Genomic DNA, 21,608 nt, shown 5'->3' on the forward strand with positions numbered 1-21,608 from the left:
ACGGATGAAAATGGTAACCGTGTTGTGAAAGCTGATGATGGCAAATGGTACAATGCGAAAGCTGTAGATGAAAAAGGCAAATTAAAATCTGCAGACCAACTTCCACAAGGTGTAACTGCTGATGAAGTGAAAACTCCACAAGCTCGTTTAGTGAACACAGATGGAACGACAACTGGTGGTACAACAGTATTGAACAACGTAGCGTCTGCGATTCCAAATACAGCCAAAGATGATGCAAATCAACCAATTGCTAATCCTACATTCTTAGATCGTTTGAACACAGCAGCAGGCGATGCGAAAACGAAAAACGCAGCGGTTAATGTAAGCGACTTGAACAACACAGCTAAGGATATCATTGCAAAAGGTTTAACCTTCCAAGGTAATGATGCAAAAGGCATCAAAAAACAATTGGGTGAAACCTTAGATATCGTTGGTGAAGGTACAGTTCCTGCTACGATTACAACAGCAGCGAATAATATCCGCACTAAGAAAACTGATGATAACAAACTAGAAATCGGTTTGGCAAAAGACTTAGTAGGTATTACTTCTGTTACGAATGCAGCAACGACTGACGGCGCAGGCACTAAACTTGCTTTAGATGGAAATAACTTAACTATTACGAATACACAAGCAGTGCCTGAAAATGCACCTGCTGGTACAGTACCAACAGTGACAACGGTGACTATCGGCAAAGATGGCATCAATGCTGGTAATAAAGTGATTTCTAATGTAGCGGCTCCAATTGCGAATACAGATGCAGCGAATAAAGGCTATGTAGATAAAAAAGTAGAAGAAGCAACAACAGTTGCTACTGGTAATGCTAAATTAGGCTACAAAGCAAATGCTGAAACAGAGACTAAAAAAGTTGGCGTAGCTGATGGTTTACATTTCAAATCTGGCACAGGTACGATTGCTCCAACAGACTTAGCTCCTAATACTGAAAGCCCTACAAAAGATACAGATAGCAAAGAGGCTAAAACTGGTATCGCTATCACTACGGAAAAAGACGGTGTTGTGAACATCGGTTTAGATGAAGCAACTCGTAAAGTCATCGACAGTGCAGCGAAACTTGGCGACACAGCAACTGACGGCCGTGATGGCAAAGCAGGCACTGGTAAAGCAGCTGATGATGCAACGGCAGTAGCAGGCGATAAAGGGTTAACTGGCAAAGATGGCTTGAACGGTCAAGACTTAACATCTAAAGTGAATGCACTTCGTAACGGCGAAGCTGGTACAGTAGTGTACACAGATGACAAAGGCAACCGTGTTGTGAAAGCTAATGACGGCAAATGGTATGATGCTAAAGCTGTGACTGACAAAGGTGAATTAAAATCTGCGGATCAACTTCCACAAGGTGTAACTGCTACTCCAGTAGATGCGCCACAAGCTCGTTTAGTAAATCCAGATGGAACGACTACAACAGCAGGAGGTGCAACAGGTACTAAGTTAAGCAACATTGCAGATGGCACGATTGGAGAAAACTCTAAAGATGCGATCAATGGTGGCCAATTACATACTGAATTAGCGAAAAAAGCAGATGTAACAGCATTGAACGAATTAGCAGACAAAGCACTTACTTTCAGTGCAGATACTGGAACGAATGCAGCTCGTAAATTAGGCGAAACGTTAGCTGTGAAAGGTGCGGCAAACTTTACACCAGCAGCAACTGCAACACCAGGAGTGAACATCCAAGTAGCATCCGACCCTACGAATGGTTTAACTGTGAGCTTAGCAGATACGTTAACAGAAATGAAAGGTATCTCTGGTAATGGCACAGATCCATTGACAATTAAAAATGGTGACAATGCAGTTATTACAGTAAACCCAGGTGCTAATGGTGCAAAAGGTGAGGTAGACTTCGGTGGATCCAAATTAACAAATATTGGCGAACCAGGTGCTAATACAGATGCAGCAAATAAGGCCTATGTAGATAGTAAAGTTGGTGGCGTAGCTAATTTGGGTTACAAAGCGAATAACGGAACTGTTAAACAAGTGGCTGTTGGCACAGGCTTAAACTTTGTTCAAGGTGATGGTACAGCTAACACTGCAGAATCTGCCAAAGCTGGTATCGAAATCGTAGCTGGTGATGATGGCAAAGTAACATTTGGCTTAAATGAAGCGACTCGTAATGCTATCGATAATGCAGCGAATAAAGATTTAGGTAACCTAAGCGATAATGGCAAAAATGCAGTCAAAGATTTAGCAGCAGGAGCTGTAAAAGTGGCAGCTGGTAAAAATGTTGCAGTCACACCTAAAACAACAGACCATGTAACAACATACACAGTAGATGCGATCGATACGAAAGTTATCAAAGGTGATGGCATTGAAGTCACTGGTGGCGATGAAGATACTGATAAAGTTCGTACGTATACAGTAGCATTGTCTCAAGCGACAAAAGATACATTAGCGAAAGTAGCTGATATTGCTAAGGCAGTAGGCGCTGATGGTGCTAGTGGTATCGATGGCCGTGACGGTAAATCTGGTACAGGCGCTGACGCTGGTATGGGCAAAGACGGCTTAACTGGCGCAGATGGCTTGAACGGTAAAGACTTAACTACGAAAGTGAATGCGCTTCGTAATGGTGAAGCAGGTACCGTAGTGTACACAGATGACAAAGGCAACCGTGTTGTGAAAGCCAGCGATGGCAAATGGTATCCAGCTGACAAAGTAAAAGCAGATGGTACAAAAGCTGATGATGCTGTAGAAGTGAAAACTCCACAAGCTCGTCTAGTGAACCCAGATGGTTCTACAACAGGTGGTACTACAGTCATCAACAACGTAGCCTCTGCAATTCCAAATACAGCAAAAGATGGTGCAAACCAACCAATTGCTAACCCGACATTCTTAGATCGTTTGAACACGGCAGCAGGTGATGTGAATACAAAACATGCAGCAGTGAATGTAAGTGACTTGAACAGCACAGCGACTGAAATCATTGCGAAAGGGTTAACTTTCCAAGGTGATGATGTAAAAGACGTAACACGTGCATTAGGCACTACATTAACTGTAAAAGGTGCGAAAAACTTCACGCCAAGTGCTACAACTCCAGCAACAGAAGCAGGTGTTAATATCCGTGTGGAAAAAGACTCTACTACAGATGCAAACGGCTTAGTGGTAAAATTAGCAGATACTTTAACAGACATGAAAGGTATCTCTGGTAACGGTACAGATAATCTAGTGATTAAAAACGGTACGAATACAATCACTGTTACACCAGGTAAAGCAGCGGATGGAGCTACAAAAGCAGATCCAGGCAAAGTAAACTTCGGTGATGCTACTGTAACTGTGAAAGACCTAGATGCTCCTATTACGTACCGTACGAATGGTGATGCTGATGAAAAAGCGAAAACAGTATCCTTGAAACAAGGATTAGATTTCGTTACTGGTGATGGTACAACAAATACTGCAGAATCTGCTAAACCGGGTCTACATATCGTAACTGGCGAAAATGGTAAAGTCATCATTGGCTTGTCTGACGATGCAGCAACGAAATTAGGAAAAGTAGATGGCATTGCTGCGAAGGTAGATGCTGTTGAAAAAGCCCTTGATAACAAAGCAGATAAGTCTACTGTTGCGGATCTTGCGAATAAGTTAGCTGATAAAGCCGATAAAGCAACTGTTAAAGATTTAGCGGACAAAGTAGATGGTAAAGCTGATAAATCCACTGTTGCAGACTTAGCGAAAACAGTAGAAGGCAAAGCTGACAAATCTGAGTTAGACAAAAAAGCAGATAAAGGCGAAGTGACAGCATTAGCTAATAAAGCAATGACTTTCACAGGCAACAATGCGGAAGCAAAAGTTGAACGTAAACTTGGCGAAACATTGCACTTAGTAGGAACTAACAATATCACTGTTGAGAAGGATGCGACGAAAGAAGGTACATTAAATGTTACGTTGGCATCTACATTGACTGGTATGGAATCCATTACTACAAAAGCTGTGGATGGTTTAAGTAATACTACTTGGGATCCTACAAAAGTTGCCTCTGCTGAAGAAGCAAAAGCTAAACCTGATTCTGATGCAGCTAAAGAACGTTCCAAAGCAGCTACACAAGGTCAATTGAAAGACGTAGCAGATCGTGTAAGCAAAGGCCGTGTATTCACCGCGGATACAAAAGATGGAAAAGACCCATTAAAAGCTGAAGTTGGCTTAGGCGACACATTGGCTATCCAAGGTGGTGCAACTGGTGAGTTAACAGATAAAAACATCGGTGTTGAATTGGCTCCAGCGAAAGATGGTAAACCAGCTACGATGACTGTGAAATTGGCGAAAGACCTTAACATGGCTGATGGTAAATCTAAATATGACCGTTACTTACCTGAGTTTGAAAAAACTGACAAAGGTCTATTAAAATTAGATGCTAAGGGTAACCCTATTCCTAAGAAAGATAAAGATGGTAATGTAATCCTTCAAAAAGATGGTAACGGTAACCCAATCGTTAACTCTTCTACAGTGGTAAACGGTAATGGTACAACATACACGATTAATAACCTACTCAGCAATGGAACTGTTCAAGTAGACAATGACAATAAACCTGTGGCAGGAGTGGTAACGACTACAACAGCAGCAGGTACTCGTTATGAAGAACGGTTAACAACAGAAGATGGTCACGTTATCTTTAAACAAGATGACAATACAAAAGAGTTGAAACCAGTATTGAAAACAGTATCTGTAGTTGATAGTCGTGGTATCCGCATTGGAAGCAATGACAAACCAGTAGTAAGCTTAACGAAAGATGGCTTAAATAACGGTGGCAATACAATCAGCAACGTAGCACCTGGTGTATACGAATCTGATGCAGCGACAGTAGGCCAATTAAACGCAGCTACCAATACTGTGACGGCGAAAGTGAACGAAGCCGGCGCTCATGCAGCAGCATTAGCGGCGATGAACCCATTAAGCTACGATCCACTTAAAAAATCACAAGTGATGGCAGGCGTTGGTGCTTACAAAGGCAATAAAGCTCTTGCCTTAGGGGTAGCTCATTACGCAAACGAAGACACTATGTTCAACGTAGGTGTCAGCGTTGGCGGCGGTAGCAACATGATGAATGCAGGTGTGACATACCGATTCGGTGGTGAAGACAGCATGATTCCTGAACGCTACAAAGGTGGTCCAATTTCTTCCGTCTACATTTTACAAGACGAAGTATCTGCACTTAAGGCTGAAAATGCACAAGTGAAAGCAGATAACGAGCAAGTAAAAGCAGACAATGCACGCATGAAAGAAAACTATGAAAAAGTAATGCAAGACAATGAAGAAATGAAAGCACAAATTAAAATGCTTATGGCTCACATGGGTATCAAATAATAGAAGCGATTCTATTCCCCACAACGAAAGGTCATAGACTTTCATAAGAAAACCCTCCTGAGGTACATACCTTGGGAGGGTTTTTATGTTATAATAAAAGTAATCAATAAAATTATCAATTAGGAGTTAATATGAAAGTTACCTATTTAGAGCATAGTGGTTTTGTCATCGAAGATGGCAAGCGGGCCTATGTATTTGATTACTGGAAAGATCCAGCCGGTGTGATAGATACATTAGTGGAACAAGGCTACGAGTTACATGTCTTTGTATCCCATATCCATCATGACCATTATGTGAAATCAATTTTCAAATATTTACCATATATACACAGTGTTTGGTACCATGAAGATGTGCCAGCTTTGCGAGATATTTTAAAGGAATTGCAGGAGATTGCTGGCGCAAAGCTAGATACTGAGAAAGCTTGTTTAGTACTAGAAAGAATCAACAACGAGTGCCCTACTGATGATCAGACTCTGTCAGAGGAAAGCTTAACAGAAGAGTTGGTTCAACAAGTATTTTCTTTGCACTCCATGAAAGTAGGCGACACATTAGAATCAGATAATCTAACTGTCACCATGTTTGGCTCCACTGATGAAGGGGGTTCCTTTTTGGTAGATACAGGCACGCATCGCATCTTTCACGCAGGAGATTTAAACTGGTGGCATTGGTCTGGAGATACGCCGGAGAATATTGCAGAGGCAAAAGCGTTAAAGGAGAAGGAATTCGCACCTCTAACAGGTTTGTCTGTGGATATTATGATGTTCCCTGTAGATGCTCGGTTAGAAGTAGCTCGCGAGTGGGGAGCCTTAGAAGTGTTAGGTATGATGAACACGAAACTATTTATTCCTATGCATGCCAATGGATCTATTTGGGTGCCCTCGGAAACATTCCGCCACACATACCCAAACCAATGTTGCTGGATTCCAGAACAGCCAGGTGATGCGGTAGAGGAAGTGAAGTAAATGACACCATGGTTACAACGACATGGAGCGACAGCTCTATTAGTCTTGATGGCAGTCATATTCTTAGTGACCTATCCCTTGCATAGAGATCCTTTTTGGGGTCTCATCACGCATATTTCAGGGGCTGCCATGATTGGTGGTTTAGCTGACTGGTATGCGGTGACGGCACTGTTTACGAAGCCTTTAGGGATTCCTTTTAAAACGGCGCTTATCCCTAGGAATAAGGAACGGTTCGTGGAAATGGCACGGCACATGATGGTGGATGAACTCCTTCGGGTGTCCCACATGTACGAGGTGCTGAAACAGGAACGTGTACCGCAGCGGATTGTGTCATTTATGAATAGTGTCACTGGTCGGGGATATGTTCACGTGTGTTTTGAGGAACTGAAAGACCATGTGTTGCCCCATGTGAAAGAAAATTTACTGCAAGAGCAATTACTAGGGCACATCAAGAACGGTGTGGAGTCTTGGCGTGTGACGCCTTTCGTAGTTAGCTTGTGCCGTCAGCTGTTAGAAACAGAACGAGCAGAGGTACTATGGATGCACATCAACCGTATGCTCCAACGATTGCTAGCGGCGGAGGGGATTCGCCCTTACTTATTAGGGCTAGTATCCTCTGTGATGAATCGCTATGCAGACCATTCATTTTTGCGAGAATTGGCGCTCGCATTAGGTGGGGAGTCACTTTCACCGGAATACATTACGCACATGATACAGGTGAAAGGCTGCGCCTATTTGATGAGCCAAGAATCCTTGCAGTCGCCCTTGGGTTCTGCAGTATACACGAAGGCTCGATGGGCAGTGGATGAACTTGCACAGAATGGACAGTGGCAACAAAAACTAGAAGATAAAAAGAATGCTTGGTTCCGAGAGTTTATCGAAGACGGCTATGTGTTGGAAGATACGTTGGACTTGGCACGGTATGTCGAGCAAGGAGAAGCGGAATTATATCATTTCTTTGAGCGCTTGGAAACGAATGCTGTGAAAGGTCGCAAGGTAGAACGATTCATTCTCTTCCAATTGTTGCATGTGTTAAATTATGTGCGCCCTTGGATTGAACACATCGTCGTGCGTGAGATGAACCGATTCACACCGGAGGAAATTACTCGCATTTTACAATCTAAATTGGGCTATGATTTGCAGATGATACGCATCAACGGATCCTTGGTGGGCGCCATCTTAGGTGGCCTCTTCTACGGATTGACCTTGCTGAAAGGAGAGATCTTATGAGCCCTCGAGTTATAGAAACTACCAGGAATCCCTATACAACCTATGCGAATCGATTGCTACTCACCATGGCGGTGCTGTTTGCTTTTGTGTGGTGGGGTCAGTGGTACATCACGGCTCCTTGGTATGATGGGTTGTATTGGTTTGTCCAATCCGCCCTCATCGGCAGCGTAGCAGACTGGTTTGCGGTGACTGCTTTATTTCGGAAACCTTTGGGCGTGTCCTTTCATACAGAGCTGATTCCACGAAATAAGAATCGTCTTATTGAGGGGATTATTCGCATGGTGAATACGAAACTTCTCACCTATGATCAATGTAAAAGCGCCATTGAACGGGTGCAGTTTGTGCCCTTTGTAGACCAATATATCCGTAGTGATGTAGGGCGGAATACGGTGCGCCAAGGGATTGCCACGGTGTTGTCTGAGTTGTGGGAGCGCCGTAGTGATCGGGAGTGGGCCCAATGGGGTGCACAGCGGTTGCGGAAATTTTTGCATAATCAATCCTTTATCGGTCCTATGCAACAGACTTTACTCCATGTGTGTGAACACAATCGCTATGAAAGTGTGGTGATTCGAGGCATCGACTATTTGCAGAGGGCTTTGTATACACCGAAAGCACAGCAATGGCTAGAAGCGGTTATTGAGGAAGAAATCGAAAAGCGCAAGAAAGATGTAGTGTCTGCCATGCTCATTGGACTTTCAGAAGGGTTGAACATTGTGAATGTCCAAGAAATGGCGGGGGCCATCATCGAAGAAGTGCATCAGATGTTAGAACGATGGAAACAGCCGAACAGCACGGAGCGCCTGGTGTGGTTACACCAATGGGTGGGACCTTTACAGCAGATGGCGTCGAACCGAAGCATCACAAAGACCTTGGACGATGCTATCCAACAGTGGATCGATGTGCAAGATTGGGAGCTCATGTTAGAAGACTATGTATGCCCACGGATTCGTGAAGGCATGGTATCTACGGATGGGACGTCGCCAATGGCCATTGCCTTGGAATCGAGCTTTCAAGAGTTGTGGAGTCATTACTGTGAAGAGCCGGGTATGGTGGCACGTTTGGAAGAAGCCTTAACTCATATTATGCTGCACATTGCTTCGAAGAGTCATGGGTTTATCGGTATCATCATCCGTGAAGTGCTACAAAGCTTAAGTACAGAACGGTTCATCCATTTTATTGAAAGTAAGGTGGAAGAAGACCTTGCTTGGATCCGCATTAACGGTGCCCTCGTAGGTGGCGTCGCAGGATTGGGGACATGGTTGTTCTTGTATTATGTGTATGAGCCGGTGTTGCGTGGATTTGGAATCTTATAAAACATACAAATAGAGGAAAGTTGATGCTTTTAGACAACTTTCCTCTATTTTTTGCTCTTTGTCAAATGTGGAGACTGCTCATACTCAACGTGTTTTTTTATGCGTAATACTATAACACGTTAAGAGTGACTAAAAGGCATTTGCAATAGTCTATTGTGTGTGATAGTATGAAAATAAGTATTATCGCTAACAGGTCCTATGGTATCGTTATGAACGTAATTTAAAAATTATGTATGAGCCATAGCAGAGAGAGTTAGATACTGCATATGTAAATAGTTGTGTATTCAGAAATGGGGTATGAGTATGAATAAGGTGATGACAGCATTGGCTGTAACAACTGCGTTGGGTGTGAGTACGGTATTAGGAGCTAATCCTTTCACGGATATAACGCCACAGGATTGGTCCTATCAAGCGGTGGCTCAATTGGCAAAACAAGGTGTGGTGAATGGATATCCTGATGGTACGTTCCAAGGGGGTCACAATATCACTCGCTTTGAGATGGCACAAATGGTGGCGAAAGCTTTGCAACAGCAAGAACGCATGAATGGGGAGCAACAAGAGGTATTGAATAAATTGCGGGACGAGTTCAGTAAAGAGTTGCAGAATCTAGGTGTTCGAGTAGAAAACTTAGAACATAAAGTGGGCAATGTGAGTTTTACTGGAGATATACGTTTACGCTTTGATGGACAAAAGGAGCATGGGCTTTACGTTAATGTGCCAAAGGATAATACTATCCTTAAGGTGAATGGTAATAATGTGACGTTTAATAAAGGTATGCATGAAGTGCATTTCTCTGAGGAGGGCATCGATGCGGCTAGACGGTTGACAATGCAGATGGATCTAGATGCTCTGCGAAACAGCGTCGATAAGAGTGAAAGCGCTACTGCTCTCGCGGAAGGTATATACGTAGAAGAGGCAGATATAGGATCTGTTTATCATAACAACAGTATGGGACTTGTGGCCGGTTATGAAGATGATAAAAAATTGCTTTCAGATGATGAAAAACATTTCTACTCTGAAACGGAAAAGAGAATAAAGATAATCACTAGAAAGTATACACACACACCAGAAGGGATGGGCTTTACCTTTGATTTACCAGATTCTATGACTACTCATGATGCGGTAAAGTTAGCCTATGATAAGTGGAAGAAAGCAAAAGCGGAATTTATAAAGCAATACCCTGATGCGAAAGATGACAGTTCTTTGGCCATAGATGATTTTAATATAATATTTACTTACTACTTTTATCACAAAGCTAGTATACTTCCAGAATACATTTACTATTTATCTCAACAATATGGTATCAATGGTAAAAAGAAATCGGCTACATCCTATCGTGTGCGTGTGAATGCAATGGCAGATGTAAACAAGAATACGAAGATTGGTATCCGCTTGGCTCAGGAAAGTGAGTTTGGAACAGGTGCGCAAAAGAAAACAGAGGTAGACCGGTTATGGATATCCCATCGCTTTGGTAAATCTCAAGTGGTGGCTGGCCGTGTAGGGACTATGTTTGGTGATGGCTTAGTGTTTGAAGGGGACTTCGATGGTATCGTAGGAAGCACTAAACTTGGTGCAATGAATCTTACGGTAGGGTATGGATATCCCACTGAATTGACAACGAAGGCGAAAGACATGGGTCAAACTATGGTTTATGGTCAATTGCAAGCGCCAATTACGAAACATATTTCTGGTAAGGTCTACATGGCATCCTTGAATTCCCATACTACTGCAAAGGATGGGGTAGAGAATGTGTTAATGGGTAGTCACGTAGGGTTGTCGCATCGTGTGTATGGAGTGGCCTTGAGCGGTGACCACGGTCGTTTCGGTTGGAATGCAGAATATGCAAAACGTACTGTAGGGGAAGATAACCAAATGTTCTCGCCAGTGCTTCGGAGTGGCAAAGGTCGCAACGCATGGATGGCAGGTGCTAATTATACGTATGGTAAGGCTACCGTAGGATTGCAGTACTTCTATTTAGGACAAAATAGCCCAATTTTGGCATCCTCCGTATATGACACGCGGTACAGTAAAAACTGGAAAGGTTACGTAGCTACGTTGAACTATGCATTTAATCAACATGCGAGTGCTAAAGTGGGATACGCTTTTAAAGGTACCCCAGTAGAAATCTATCATGGTGCTGTAGCCCCAGCTTCAAAATACTTTGCTCAAGTGGAATACAAATTCTAGGAGTTCTAGATCGTTTCCATAGGCAGGATATACAAAGAAAATAAAACAGGGGACTCGATTCGATGGAATCGGGTCCCCTGTTCTCATTTGAAAGTTCTATATGGTTGCAGCTCTCTAATTGAGACATATAGGTAATGAAAAAGTTTCGTTGTTACAGGTATAGGATTATGCTTCTTGCACGGTGTTAAGGTTGAGCTCCAAGTCTTTGATCATTTGTAGATCGTCTAATGGAGAGCGACCAGCTGTTGTTAGGTAACCACCTACCATGATACCATTCAAACCACCTTTTAATGCGTAAGATTGTAAGTCACGAAGGTTTACTTCACGACCGCCAGCCGTACGAATCAAAGCCTTTGGCAATACGAAGCGGAACACAGCAAAGGTTCGAAGAATTTCCAATGGAGGAATTGGTTCATTGTTTTCGAATGGTGTGTTCTTGATTGGGTTAAGAATGTTCAATGGAACAGAGTCAACCCCTAATCGTTTTAACTCGAATGCCATTTCAACACGTTGCTCTTTGGTTTCGTTCAAGCCTAAGATACCACCGGAGCAAACACGAATGCCAGCTTTTTGGGCATTGGAGATAGTAAACATTTTATCTTCATAAGAATGTGTGGTACAAATATCTGGGAAATGGCTTGGTGCCGTTTCGATGTTGGAGTGATAGCGAGTCACACCAATTTCTTTCAATTGCACTGCTTGCTCATAAGTCAATAGACCAAGGGAGCAGCAAATTTCTAAGCCAGTTTCTTTACGGATGCGAGTGAGAGCGCTCAAGATTTGCTCAAACTCTTTTGGGTTGTTTGTGTTACGACCACTTGTTACGATGGAGAAGCGAATCGCACCAGCTTCTTTTGCTTTTTTAGCGGCGTTCACAATTTCATCCTCTTCCATGAAAGGATAGACAGTAACTCCAGTGTCATGATGGGCGGATTGAGCACAGAATTTACAGTTTTCTGGGCATTTACCGGAACGGGCGTTCACGATGGCACATAGGTCTACTGTATCGTCATTGAATTTTTGACGGATTTTGTCAGCCATAGCCAATAGTATCATAGTGTCTTCGTCAGACGTGTGAATCAATTGTTCTGCTTCTTCACGAGTGATCTCGCCACCATCTAATACTTTTTGCGCGTAGGCTATGATTGTTTCATAGGAAATAGATTTTGATACAGTTTCCATAATTACACCTCGTAATTTTCATTTGATTTTAATGACTACATCATAATGACTACATTATATATCTATTGTTAACTTGAGTCAATAGAGATGGTGTTAACATTTAAATCGCCACTTGTGATGCTATGTAGCCTGTGGCATTTTTTACTGACTAAAGCAAAAGGGAAGAGCACGGCATCCCCCTCTCAAACGGTATTTCATAATGTTTGTCACGCCGTGCTCTTCTTTGGGTTTGTGGAATTTAGGTAGTAAGGAACGCCACAAGGCTGCTACGTATAACTGCGTTCCTCAGGGTTAGGGAAGACCGTAACACACCCCTTTTTAAACTATATAGCGGCTATGTTTGTTCAGGGGTATGTTACGGTCTTCTGTGTTTGTGTGATTCGGGTAGTAATGGAACGCCACAAGGTTACTACTCGTAATGGTGTTTCTTGGGGATTGAAAAAAGGTGATAAGTTCTTATCAAAGGAATCATGAGGTTGACCTATTTAGGATTATATTTTGAATTTATGCGTTTATAGAATTTTATTCTATATGTAGAAATTTATGGTATAATAGATTCGTAGAAGAGTTAATGACGTGTTGTTAGGCTCATCTCTTCCTCGTAAGGGAGGAGGTGGTTGCTATGACTAAATATGAAAAAATCTCCTTGATTATTTCTATTGCTAGTTTAGCAATTCAGTTCATTGATCTAGTAAAATAGACAATGAAAAAGCCTAACGGATAAGGTCTCACACACCTTAGTACGTTAGGCATATTTCATTTTGCATTCTTTTGAGATGAGCCTAACGCCAGCACACGTTATTAGCTCTTCTTGTTTATAAGCTAAGTATAGCATTGTTTATTGATAAATGCAAATATTGCTAGAGTTTAGGTGAATATATGGAGAAAAATTGTTGAAATTATAAGTGATAGGTGATACCATAAGCGTAGCTAAAGATTTAATGAACAAACACACAAAAACTCCCTAGGGTGCCACCTGGGGAGTTTTATTTTATATTAGTCATAGATTATCTTTTTAGCTATCGCTCTCAATGTCGCTCGAAGTGTCCCTCGAAAGAAATTCATACTTTTGGTGTAGTCATTTTTCGTGTTTACTTTTATAATATAAAGTAAGAGTCTATTTTAGAAACAATGGTTCTAGTTTTTGAAGTCATGGGGTGATGAAAGGAACTGCCCTAGAATTGAGAGTTAAAGATAGATATATACATGTAAGGGATAAGGTTTGTTGTTTTGGAGGGCTAGATGATTGTCCTAGATGCGAATGCAGGGGTTCCCATGTACGAGCAGGTATATGAGGCTGTAAAAGTGCATATTGAACAGGGTTTGTTCCGTCCAGGGCAGCGACTTCCTTCTATACGTGCTATGGCGGCGCAGTTAGGTGTGAGCAAGATTACGGTGGAGCAAGCCTATTTGCAGTTGGCTACGGAAGGATATATTCAAGCCCATAACAGGGCGCCTTATGAGGTACTAGAGATTCCCCAGCCTTTAGTTGGATATTATGACGGGATGACTCCTATTAATAGTACGTCTGATCGAACATGTGGAATCGTGGGTAATCTAAGAGAACCTAAGGAAGAGTTTCTTTCATCAGTGAAACCCAAAAGTATAGTGCAAAGTGTAACGGATACTATAGAACAGAAGGTAGAAGAGACAATAGCATATCGTGATAAGAGTACGGTTTGTATAGCAAACCATGCTTTGCATAAAGAAACGAATATACAAGCTCCTTCCATTATCTACAATTTTGCTACTGGGGCGATGGATCCGGAGGGATTTGACTTCAAACGGTGGAAACGCTTTATTGGCTATGCCTTACGAGATACAAAGAGGCTCATGACCTATGGTCAGCTAGAGGGAGAACCAGAACTGCGATCAGCGTTGAATCAATATTTACAACAGGCGCGAGGTGTGCGGGCATCTGCAGAGCGAGTACTTGTGACCAGTGGTACTCTTAATTCGTTGCATATGATTGCATCCTTGTTACAATACCAAGGAAAATCCAAGGTAGCTATAGACCGTCAAAGCCCCAGTTTTGCTAAGGCTGTATGGAAAGACTACGGTTTTTTTGTATTAGAGGTTGATACAGGAGGCCCACAACTGATTGCCACATTGCAAGCAGAGAATGTGGAAGTCCTATACTGTATGCCGTCTCACGGGGATAGTATGGGCCGTATTATGACGATTCAAGAGCGGACAGAGTTATTGCGGTGGGCGCAGAGCCAAAGTGCTTTTATCATAGAAGACGATTATGACAGTGAACTTCGCTATTATGGAAAGCCTGTGTTGTCTTTGCAAGGCATGGACTTTCAAGATTGCGTTATCTACATGGGCACGCCATCAAAGGTGTTACCGCCGTCGATTCGATTGAGTTACCTAGTGCTACCCGTAGTTCTTTATGAGGACTTTCACAAGCACCGCAAGGCCTATGGGCAAAGTGCAGGTGTGTTAGAGCAGTTGGCATGGGCCATGTACATGGATGAAGGGGAGTGGCATAAGCAAATTCGCCGCCTTCGCAAACATTATTTGGAAAAAAGTAAGTATTTTACTAGTTTGTTGCGCCACTATTTGGACGATACTTATGAGGTCATCGATCCAGAGGGTGGTGTCTATGCGGGAATTCGTAAGGCGCAAAATAAGAGCGATGTATTTCGTACACGAGCATTAAAGGCTAGTTGTGACATCAAGGTCATAGACAGAGATGAGACCGGCATAGTAGAGATGTTGTTATCGTTCAGCGGTATACCGACCCGTGATTTAGAACGGGCGGTGCAGGTATTGGCTGAGGCTTGGAAAGGGTTATAATATGGGCATACCATTTCGATTCATACAATGTGGGGATCTCCATTTAGGGGCGCCCTTTCGCTATTTAAAATCTTTTGGCAGATCCTTGGACGAGGCTATGATGCGCGCTACCTATGGATCCTTTCAAAATATCGTGAACTTGGCTATCCGTCAGCGTGTGGCGGCGGTGCTCATCACGGGGGACGTCTATGATGGGGCGGATCATCCTCTTGAGGCGGAGATGCACTTTGTGCGGGCCTGTGAAAGTCTCGCCAAGGAACACATTCCTGTCTACGTGGTACAAGGCAACCACGATCCTGCGGACAGTTGGAAACGGCATATGCCATTGCCAGACAATGTCCATATCTGTGCAGCGGACCAGGTGGATCGGTTTTCTCTCATGGTGCGAGGCCAAGAGGTGGCGGGTATTTACGGTCGCAGTATCTCCAGTGATACCCAGTATGAGGACCTAGCATCGGATATCCATCCCTTGCGCAGTGATTCGTTTTCTATCGCTCTTGTGCATGGAACGGTGGGCAGTCATGAAGGCCATGACAAGACGGGGCCTTGCTCTATGGATGCGTTACGGCGTATTCCTATTCAGTATTGGGCATTCGGTCACATTCACAAGCGCCAGATTTTGAGCGAACAGCCTCACATCGTCTATGCGGGCAATACCCAAGGGTTGCATCGTGGTGAAAGTGGCCCGAAAGGGTGCTATGTGGTGGATGTATCTAGTCGTGGCACGGTGGAGGTACACTTTCACGAGACCAATGCTATCCGATTTGCAGAAGATACGATTGACTTAGGACAAGTGCAATCCGTAGTAGAAATGCTGGAAATGTTGCGACACAAAAAAGAAATGCTCCGTAAGCCGGGTATGTCCATCCTATTGACACTTAGACTGACAGGCGAAGGAGCTTTATCAGAAGTAGCAAGTGACAATACAGTACGTGCAGCTTGGATCGAGGAGGCCCAAGCAGAGGAAAGTGGCAAGCACGGCGTGTATATCATCGGTATCGAATGCGATACTTTCAGTAGTGAGAAACAAGGCGCTGCACCGGGGATGGTCAGCGATTATGTGAAAGCCTTGGATGCCATGGATATTGGCGGGGATTCACTATTGAAGATTGTGACAGAACGACCAGAGTGGAAACGCTTGGGTATGTATAGTCAGTTGGTGACGGATGACATGGTGGAATCTGCCTATGAAAAGGCACGACGGGAAGGGATCCGTTTATTACAGGGGAATGAGTATGAAGATTAAAGAAATATATATAGAACACTATGGCCCCTATGAACAGTGGACCTTTCAGCCCCATGAAAGTGGGTTACATATGCTATACGGGCCGAATGGAAGTGGGAAAACAACACTGCTCCAAGCCTTTCGTGGCATTTTGTTGGGGACGAAACGGAAAGAAGAACCTGTAGAGGGTCATATTGTAGTGGAACGAGAAGGCAAAACCTACCACATTGGTCGCAAAGGAAAAAACTTAGACTTTTACGAAGTGGGTGGCCAGCGGTATACGGTAGAGCCTGCGGAATTGTGGTGGCAAGGACTAGACAAAAAGACCTATGATCGCATTTTTGCTATTACCTTGGATGACCTACAAGGGGTGGATATTATCCAAGAGGTAGACGTGCGCACACGGTTCTTTGGTGCCGAAGGTGGGGAATCTTTAGGGACCCTTGTGAAAGACGTGGATGCATTAGCTAGCCAATTACTAGTGGCATCCCCTACGGGAAAGCGGACTATCAATACCTTATTGGACCGATTGCAAGAGGTGGAACGAGATATCCGGAAGTTACAACAAGGAGAACAAGAGTACTATACGTGGCAATCTTCTTTAGAAGAACTAGAAAAGAAAGAAGCTACCTTGCAAGAACAACGGCAAGAGCGGAAGGAATACCTGCAAGATGTAGAGAAAGTTCTTCGTGCGTGGGACACCTATAAACGGGGAGAAGAAGCGAAGCAGAAAATGCTCCAATTTCACGTGGAAGAGTCCTTGGAGCGAGATGCTTTTTTAGAATTAGATGAAGAAATTCGCCGTTGCCAGGAATATATGCGCGTGTGGCGTGGCAAGGAAGAGGGCTTGGTGCCAGATAACTTCGACCCAGAAGATAGACTGGGTATGTATGAACAAGAGATTGAAAGTTTGTACCAAGAAGTATCGAAATGGACGCAGTTAGAAAAAGAATGCCGTGAAGGGGATTTGTACTTAGAAAAAGTGAAAGCCCAGCTAGCATTCATTCGAAAATCTCATGTGTATTGGCGCGATGTGGAAGACTTCCCAAGTGATGTGAATTGGTACGATGGGGAGCAAGTGGCGCGTCAGTTGCGCAGTGCTCGTGAGGCCTATGAGGCGTGGCAACGACGAGAGCCGTTTCCACAAGATGATCGAGCTCGTGAGGTGACGGAAACGGTAACAGCCCTAGAAACCAAGCATAAGAACTTAATAGCATTGAAAGAGGCCTATTTAGCACAAGAATCGACGGATTCCGTAGTAACGGTGAGATCTGGACGTTCCTATTATCTAGGGGGCGTTGTACTGGCCGTGCTAGGCGTAGCTTTGTTGGCGTGGCATATGACCTATGCAGAAGGAGTCGGTATACAGGCCATCGGTGGCATACTCGCCTTGTTGCTAGGTGCAGGCCTAGCGTATCAAGGGAAACGTAGGAGTAACGCGGTTGCGCAGGTGGTGGCTACGGCGCCTAAGGATATGTCTGCGCTAGAAACGAAGGCAGGTCGCTCTATGCCTACCACAGAATCTGACTATGAAAGCTTACTTTCAGAAATACAAGCAGTGGCGGAACAAATCAAAGGATATGGAGACGATGTGAGCCATTTCAAAGCCTATGAAGTGATGAAAGTGCAGTGGGTAGCAGAAGGTAAAACTTTGGAAGCGGCAGGTACTGAGGCCATGGATGCATGGGAAGCGTGGTTGCCAAAGGCGGCCAAACAGACGAATCGAGATGATGCATTCTATGGCATGAAGGAAGAATACCAAGCCTACCATGAACGATTGCGTGAATTTGAAGGATACCAAAAGCAAGTGCGTTTGCATCATGAACAATTAGAAGCCATCGTGAATCGGTGCCGAAACTTGTGGGCTTCTTTGCAGATACACACAGTGCCATCCATCGTGGAGTTGCGGGTAGTGTATAATCAGCTACAATTGCATAAGCAAAATCGTGTGCGGTGGGAGCAAAAGGAAAGCCAACGCAAAAACTATCGTGAAGAATATGCTACATGGAGCAAGAAAGAAAAAGAATTATTCTTGGCGCAAAAAGAGTTGATTCAAAAAGGTGGCATGAAGAGTGCCACAGAATATCGTCAGCGCTTGTTGCAACAAGATCAGCATAAGCAATGGGAGACGATTTATCGCCAAAGCCAACGACAACTGGAATTATTGGCGCCAAAAGAGTTTCATAGAGATGTGTGGTACCGCCGTTTGCAAGGCAATGATAAAGGCAAATGGGAATTGGAGTACTCCCGTAGTGAAACGGAATTGGCGAATATTGAAGCATCCTTGCAGGCATTGTATGAAGAGCGGGGGACCTTGCAGGAATCTATGCGCCACTTGAGCACATCCCATGCAGTGTCCGAAGCATTGTTGAAAAAAGAACAATTAGAAGCGGAGCTCAGAGAGGCCTTGGAAGAGTGGATGACCTATGTGTTTATCAATCAGGGTATGGAACTGGCACAACAAGAATACGAAACAGATCGGCAACCGGCGATGTTGGCGAGGGCGTCTGAGTATGTGAAAGCCATGACAGGTGGCATCTATACATTGCACATGGACGACACACATAAGGGGGCCTACGTGAAAGACACCACAGGTCGGGAGATAACCCTAGGAAAGTGGAGCAGTGGTTTAGGCGATCAAGTGTATTTGGCATTACGATTAAGCCTAGCAGAGGCCTTCGCTGAAAAGATTGAATCCATGCCATTGCTGTTGGATGACGTGTTGGTGCGCTTTGACCTAGAACGACAGAAGCTCACATTGCAGGTCATAGAACAGTTGAGTGAACGGACACAAGTGTTCCTGTTTACCTGCCATGAGACGACGAGTCAATTGGTAGGGGATACGGCGCATAAGTATGACCTTAGTACAGCAAATCGTCACTTGTAACGCTATGTAGGTCGTCACTTGTAACGTTATATAGCCTGTGGGTCGTTACTTGTAACGTTATGTAGCTTGTGGCTGTCATTATCTGAATAGAGCAAAGGGAAACGAGCAACACATTCCTTCACAAACGGTATTTCATAATGTTTGTTCAGGAACATGTTGCTCGTTTCTGTGTTTCGTATATTTAGTGAGTAAAGGCTGCCACAAGGCTACTACGCGTGACGGCGTTCCTCAGAAGATTGGAAGAGTGCGACACACTGTGCTCTTCTTGTGTTTGTGTTATGTAGGTGGTAAGGAATGTCGCAAAGGCTGGTACGTTTAACTGTATTCCTCCGATTGATTTTATTGTTAGCATTGCTCACATATTAAAGAAGTAATCTTTAATATGTGGAAGGCCTAACGATTTAATAAGTATTCGTACTACTTATACACGTTAGGCCATCATTTTGTAATATTCCAGATGAGCCTAACGCCCTCACACGTTGGTGGCTCTTCCTTTGTTACGTTAAGTATAGCATAGTTTATGGAGATATAATAATAAAAGTTCACGTTATGGGAAATTTTATAGTATAATACATAGTATAAGAGTCACCAACGTGAGTTGGGCTCATCTCTTCCTATTATGGGAGGAGGTGGTTGCTATGACTAAGTACGAAAAGATTTCCTTAATCATTGCGCTTACTAGTTTAGCAATTCAAATCATTGACGTATTAAAATAGTCAATGAAAAGGCCTAACGTAAAAGAGGTGTTGCAGACCTCACACGTTAGGCTATTTCAATTAGTAGATTCTTGAGATGAGCCTAACGCCTTCACACGTTGGTGGCTCTTCTTTTGTTACTTTTAGTATAGCACGGTTTATAGATGTATTACAAGACTAATATATGTGATAGAGTTCGTGTGCTAGATATTCCGATGTAAGAGTAGTATAATACTCATTATATGAGAGGAGCGGATGATGAACTATTCTTGGATACGGAAATATTGGATATATATAACAGCGGTGGCGGTGCTGATTATTGCTGGCGGTCTCTTCGCATGGATGCAGCCCAAAACGGTGCAAGTGGTGAATCCTGTGGAACGTCAAATGCCGGTGCGCATCAGTCATGAGGCGAATATTACGGCATTGCATAAGGCTAGCGTGGAACCGACGGTGTCGGGACCAGTGTCTACTTTCACAGTGAAAGTAGGTGACATGGTGAAAGCCGGTCAAGTGTTGGCTATGATTGATACCACATCGCTACAACAACAGTTACAGTCTTTATTAGGGCAGTTACAGGAAGCACGCAGTCGAGCGCCACAGCAGAATACATCTACCACAGTGGTAGGTGGTAGCGTATCATCAGCGGATGTAGAGCGGGCACGATATATGCGTGATGCTGGCATTATTACGAATCGTGAGTTTGAATCGATTGCGGCCAGAGCACAATCACAAGTGGTAACGGTTCCATCCTATACAGGCGGATCTGGGGTAGATACTTCTGGAATAGAAGCTGCTATTGCAAAAATACAAGCGCAGATGGCAGCTGCCCAAATACTTTCGCCGATGGAAGGAAAGGTGGCGGCTATTTATAATGAAGATAGAAAGATTGCCATCGAGGGAAAACCGTTGCTGCTAATACAACAAGATTCCCCAGTAGTGGCTACGTTAAGTGTACCCCAAAGCTTTGGTGCGATTTTGAAACAGCCCAACATCACTGGTGGCGTACAAGTCTATTTAGATATAAATGGAACGCAGGTGCCGGGACAAATTACATTTGTGGGAACGGAATCGGGACCTAGTATTACTGTGAAAGCAACTTTCAATGTGCAGCCGGGGCAAGTGACGATTGGTGAGTTCTATACATTGATGATTGAAACGAAAGCGGAAGCACCAGCGCTTACTTTACCTAAAGAAGTTATTCGTGATGGAGAAAATGGCAAGTTTGTGTATGTATTGACGGAAAATAATACAATAGATATGAGAACTATTGAGACGGGCTTAGAAGTAGATGGTGTGGTGACCATACTGGATGGACTATATCCAGAAGATCGAGTGGTGACTACGAAAGGGAACTTTGAGCTAGGTGAAAGCGTTCACTTGTGATCCTATGTAGCCTGTGGTGGTTTTAACTAAATATGATGAAGGGAAGAGCACGGTATACCTCCTCTCAAACGGTATTTCATAATGTTTGTTCGGGGGCACACCGTGCTCTTCTCGTGTTTGCTTGATTTAGTCAATAATAACACCACAAGGCTACTACGCATAACTGCATTCTCTTCGGGGAAGAAATTTTAAATTGGGGGTTGCTTTTTATTTGGAAATAGAATATACTATTAAACATGTTCAAGAGAACATATTGTTCATACTCGTTTGAGTAGTGAATGAAAAAAGATTAAAATAACTGTTGACACGAAATTGTGAATCTGTTATTATAATCTAGTCGCCACAACACAGTGTTGTGAATGACAAAGTTGATCTTTGAAAACTGAACAATGTAAGGTAATTACTTCGAAAGAAGTAAACATAAGCCAG

The 21,608-nt window shown here is 43.5% G+C and carries 10 protein-coding genes; 9 read left to right on the top strand and 1 reads right to left on the bottom strand.

Going from position 1 to position 21,608, the window contains the following annotated elements; genetic code table 11:
• The 5 genes from EO121_RS08340 to EO121_RS08870 all read left to right on the top strand — a co-directional run.
• The coding region (locus EO121_RS08340) for a YadA-like family protein (RefSeq protein WP_164725906.1) at window positions 1-5,310 on the top strand (5,310 nt) is incomplete at its 5' end.
• A gap of 131 nt (window positions 5,311-5,441) precedes the next feature.
• Window positions 5,442-6,272 (top strand): MBL fold metallo-hydrolase, encoded by an 831-nt coding sequence (locus tag EO121_RS08345; RefSeq protein WP_127167376.1) that lies wholly within the window; start codon window positions 5,442-5,444, stop codon window positions 6,270-6,272.
• Entirely contained in the window at window positions 6,273-7,502 is a 1,230-nt protein-coding gene (locus EO121_RS08350) for a DUF445 domain-containing protein (RefSeq protein WP_127167378.1), read from the top strand. It begins immediately after the preceding gene.
• On the top strand, window positions 7,499-8,815 hold the full coding sequence (locus tag EO121_RS08355; protein WP_127167380.1) for a DUF445 domain-containing protein: 1,317 nt from the start codon (window positions 7,499-7,501) through the stop codon (window positions 8,813-8,815). Before EO121_RS08350 ends, EO121_RS08355 begins: the two co-directional genes overlap by 4 nt.
• A 303-nt stretch (window positions 8,816-9,118) precedes the next feature.
• Window positions 9,119-11,002, top strand: coding sequence for an S-layer homology domain-containing protein (locus EO121_RS08870; RefSeq protein ID WP_127167382.1), 1,884 nt, complete (start codon window positions 9,119-9,121; stop codon window positions 11,000-11,002).
• 165 nt (window positions 11,003-11,167) lie between these two features.
• On the opposite strand, the gene bioB is transcribed toward EO121_RS08870, so the two are convergent.
• The gene (gene bioB, locus EO121_RS08365) at window positions 11,168-12,184 is read right to left on the bottom strand and encodes a biotin synthase BioB (RefSeq protein WP_127167384.1); all 1,017 of its coding nucleotides are present in this window, start codon (window positions 12,182-12,184) and stop codon (window positions 11,168-11,170) included.
• Between the two features lie 1,242 nt (window positions 12,185-13,426).
• On the opposite strand from bioB, the gene EO121_RS08375 reads away from it, so the two are divergent.
• The 4 genes from EO121_RS08375 to EO121_RS08390 all read left to right on the top strand — a co-directional run bounded on the left by EO121_RS08375 (window position 13,427) and on the right by EO121_RS08390 (window position 21,179).
• Window positions 13,427-14,986 carry a PLP-dependent aminotransferase family protein gene (locus tag EO121_RS08375; RefSeq protein ID WP_240629421.1) on the top strand — a complete coding sequence of 520 codons (1,560 nt, stop codon included), beginning with the start codon at window positions 13,427-13,429 and terminating at the stop codon, window positions 14,984-14,986.
• A 1-nt stretch (window position 14,987) separates the two neighbouring features.
• A complete protein-coding gene (locus EO121_RS08380) occupies window positions 14,988-16,232 on the top strand; it encodes an exonuclease SbcCD subunit D (RefSeq protein WP_127167386.1) in 1,245 nt (414 codons plus the stop codon).
• A complete protein-coding gene (locus EO121_RS08385) occupies window positions 16,222-19,098 on the top strand; it encodes an AAA family ATPase (RefSeq protein WP_164725907.1) in 2,877 nt (958 codons plus the stop codon). The genes EO121_RS08380 and EO121_RS08385 overlap by 11 nt, the downstream gene beginning before the upstream one ends.
• Before the next feature lie 953 nt (window positions 19,099-20,051).
• Window positions 20,052-21,179: an efflux RND transporter periplasmic adaptor subunit gene (locus tag EO121_RS08390; RefSeq protein ID WP_164725908.1), complete on the top strand. Its 1,128-nt coding sequence runs from the start codon at window positions 20,052-20,054 to the stop codon at window positions 21,177-21,179.
• Window positions 21,180-21,608: the final 429 nt, after the last annotated feature.

This window comes from Veillonella sp. CHU732, assembly GCF_003992085.1.
GTDB lineage: Bacteria > Bacillota > Negativicutes > Veillonellales > Veillonellaceae > F0422.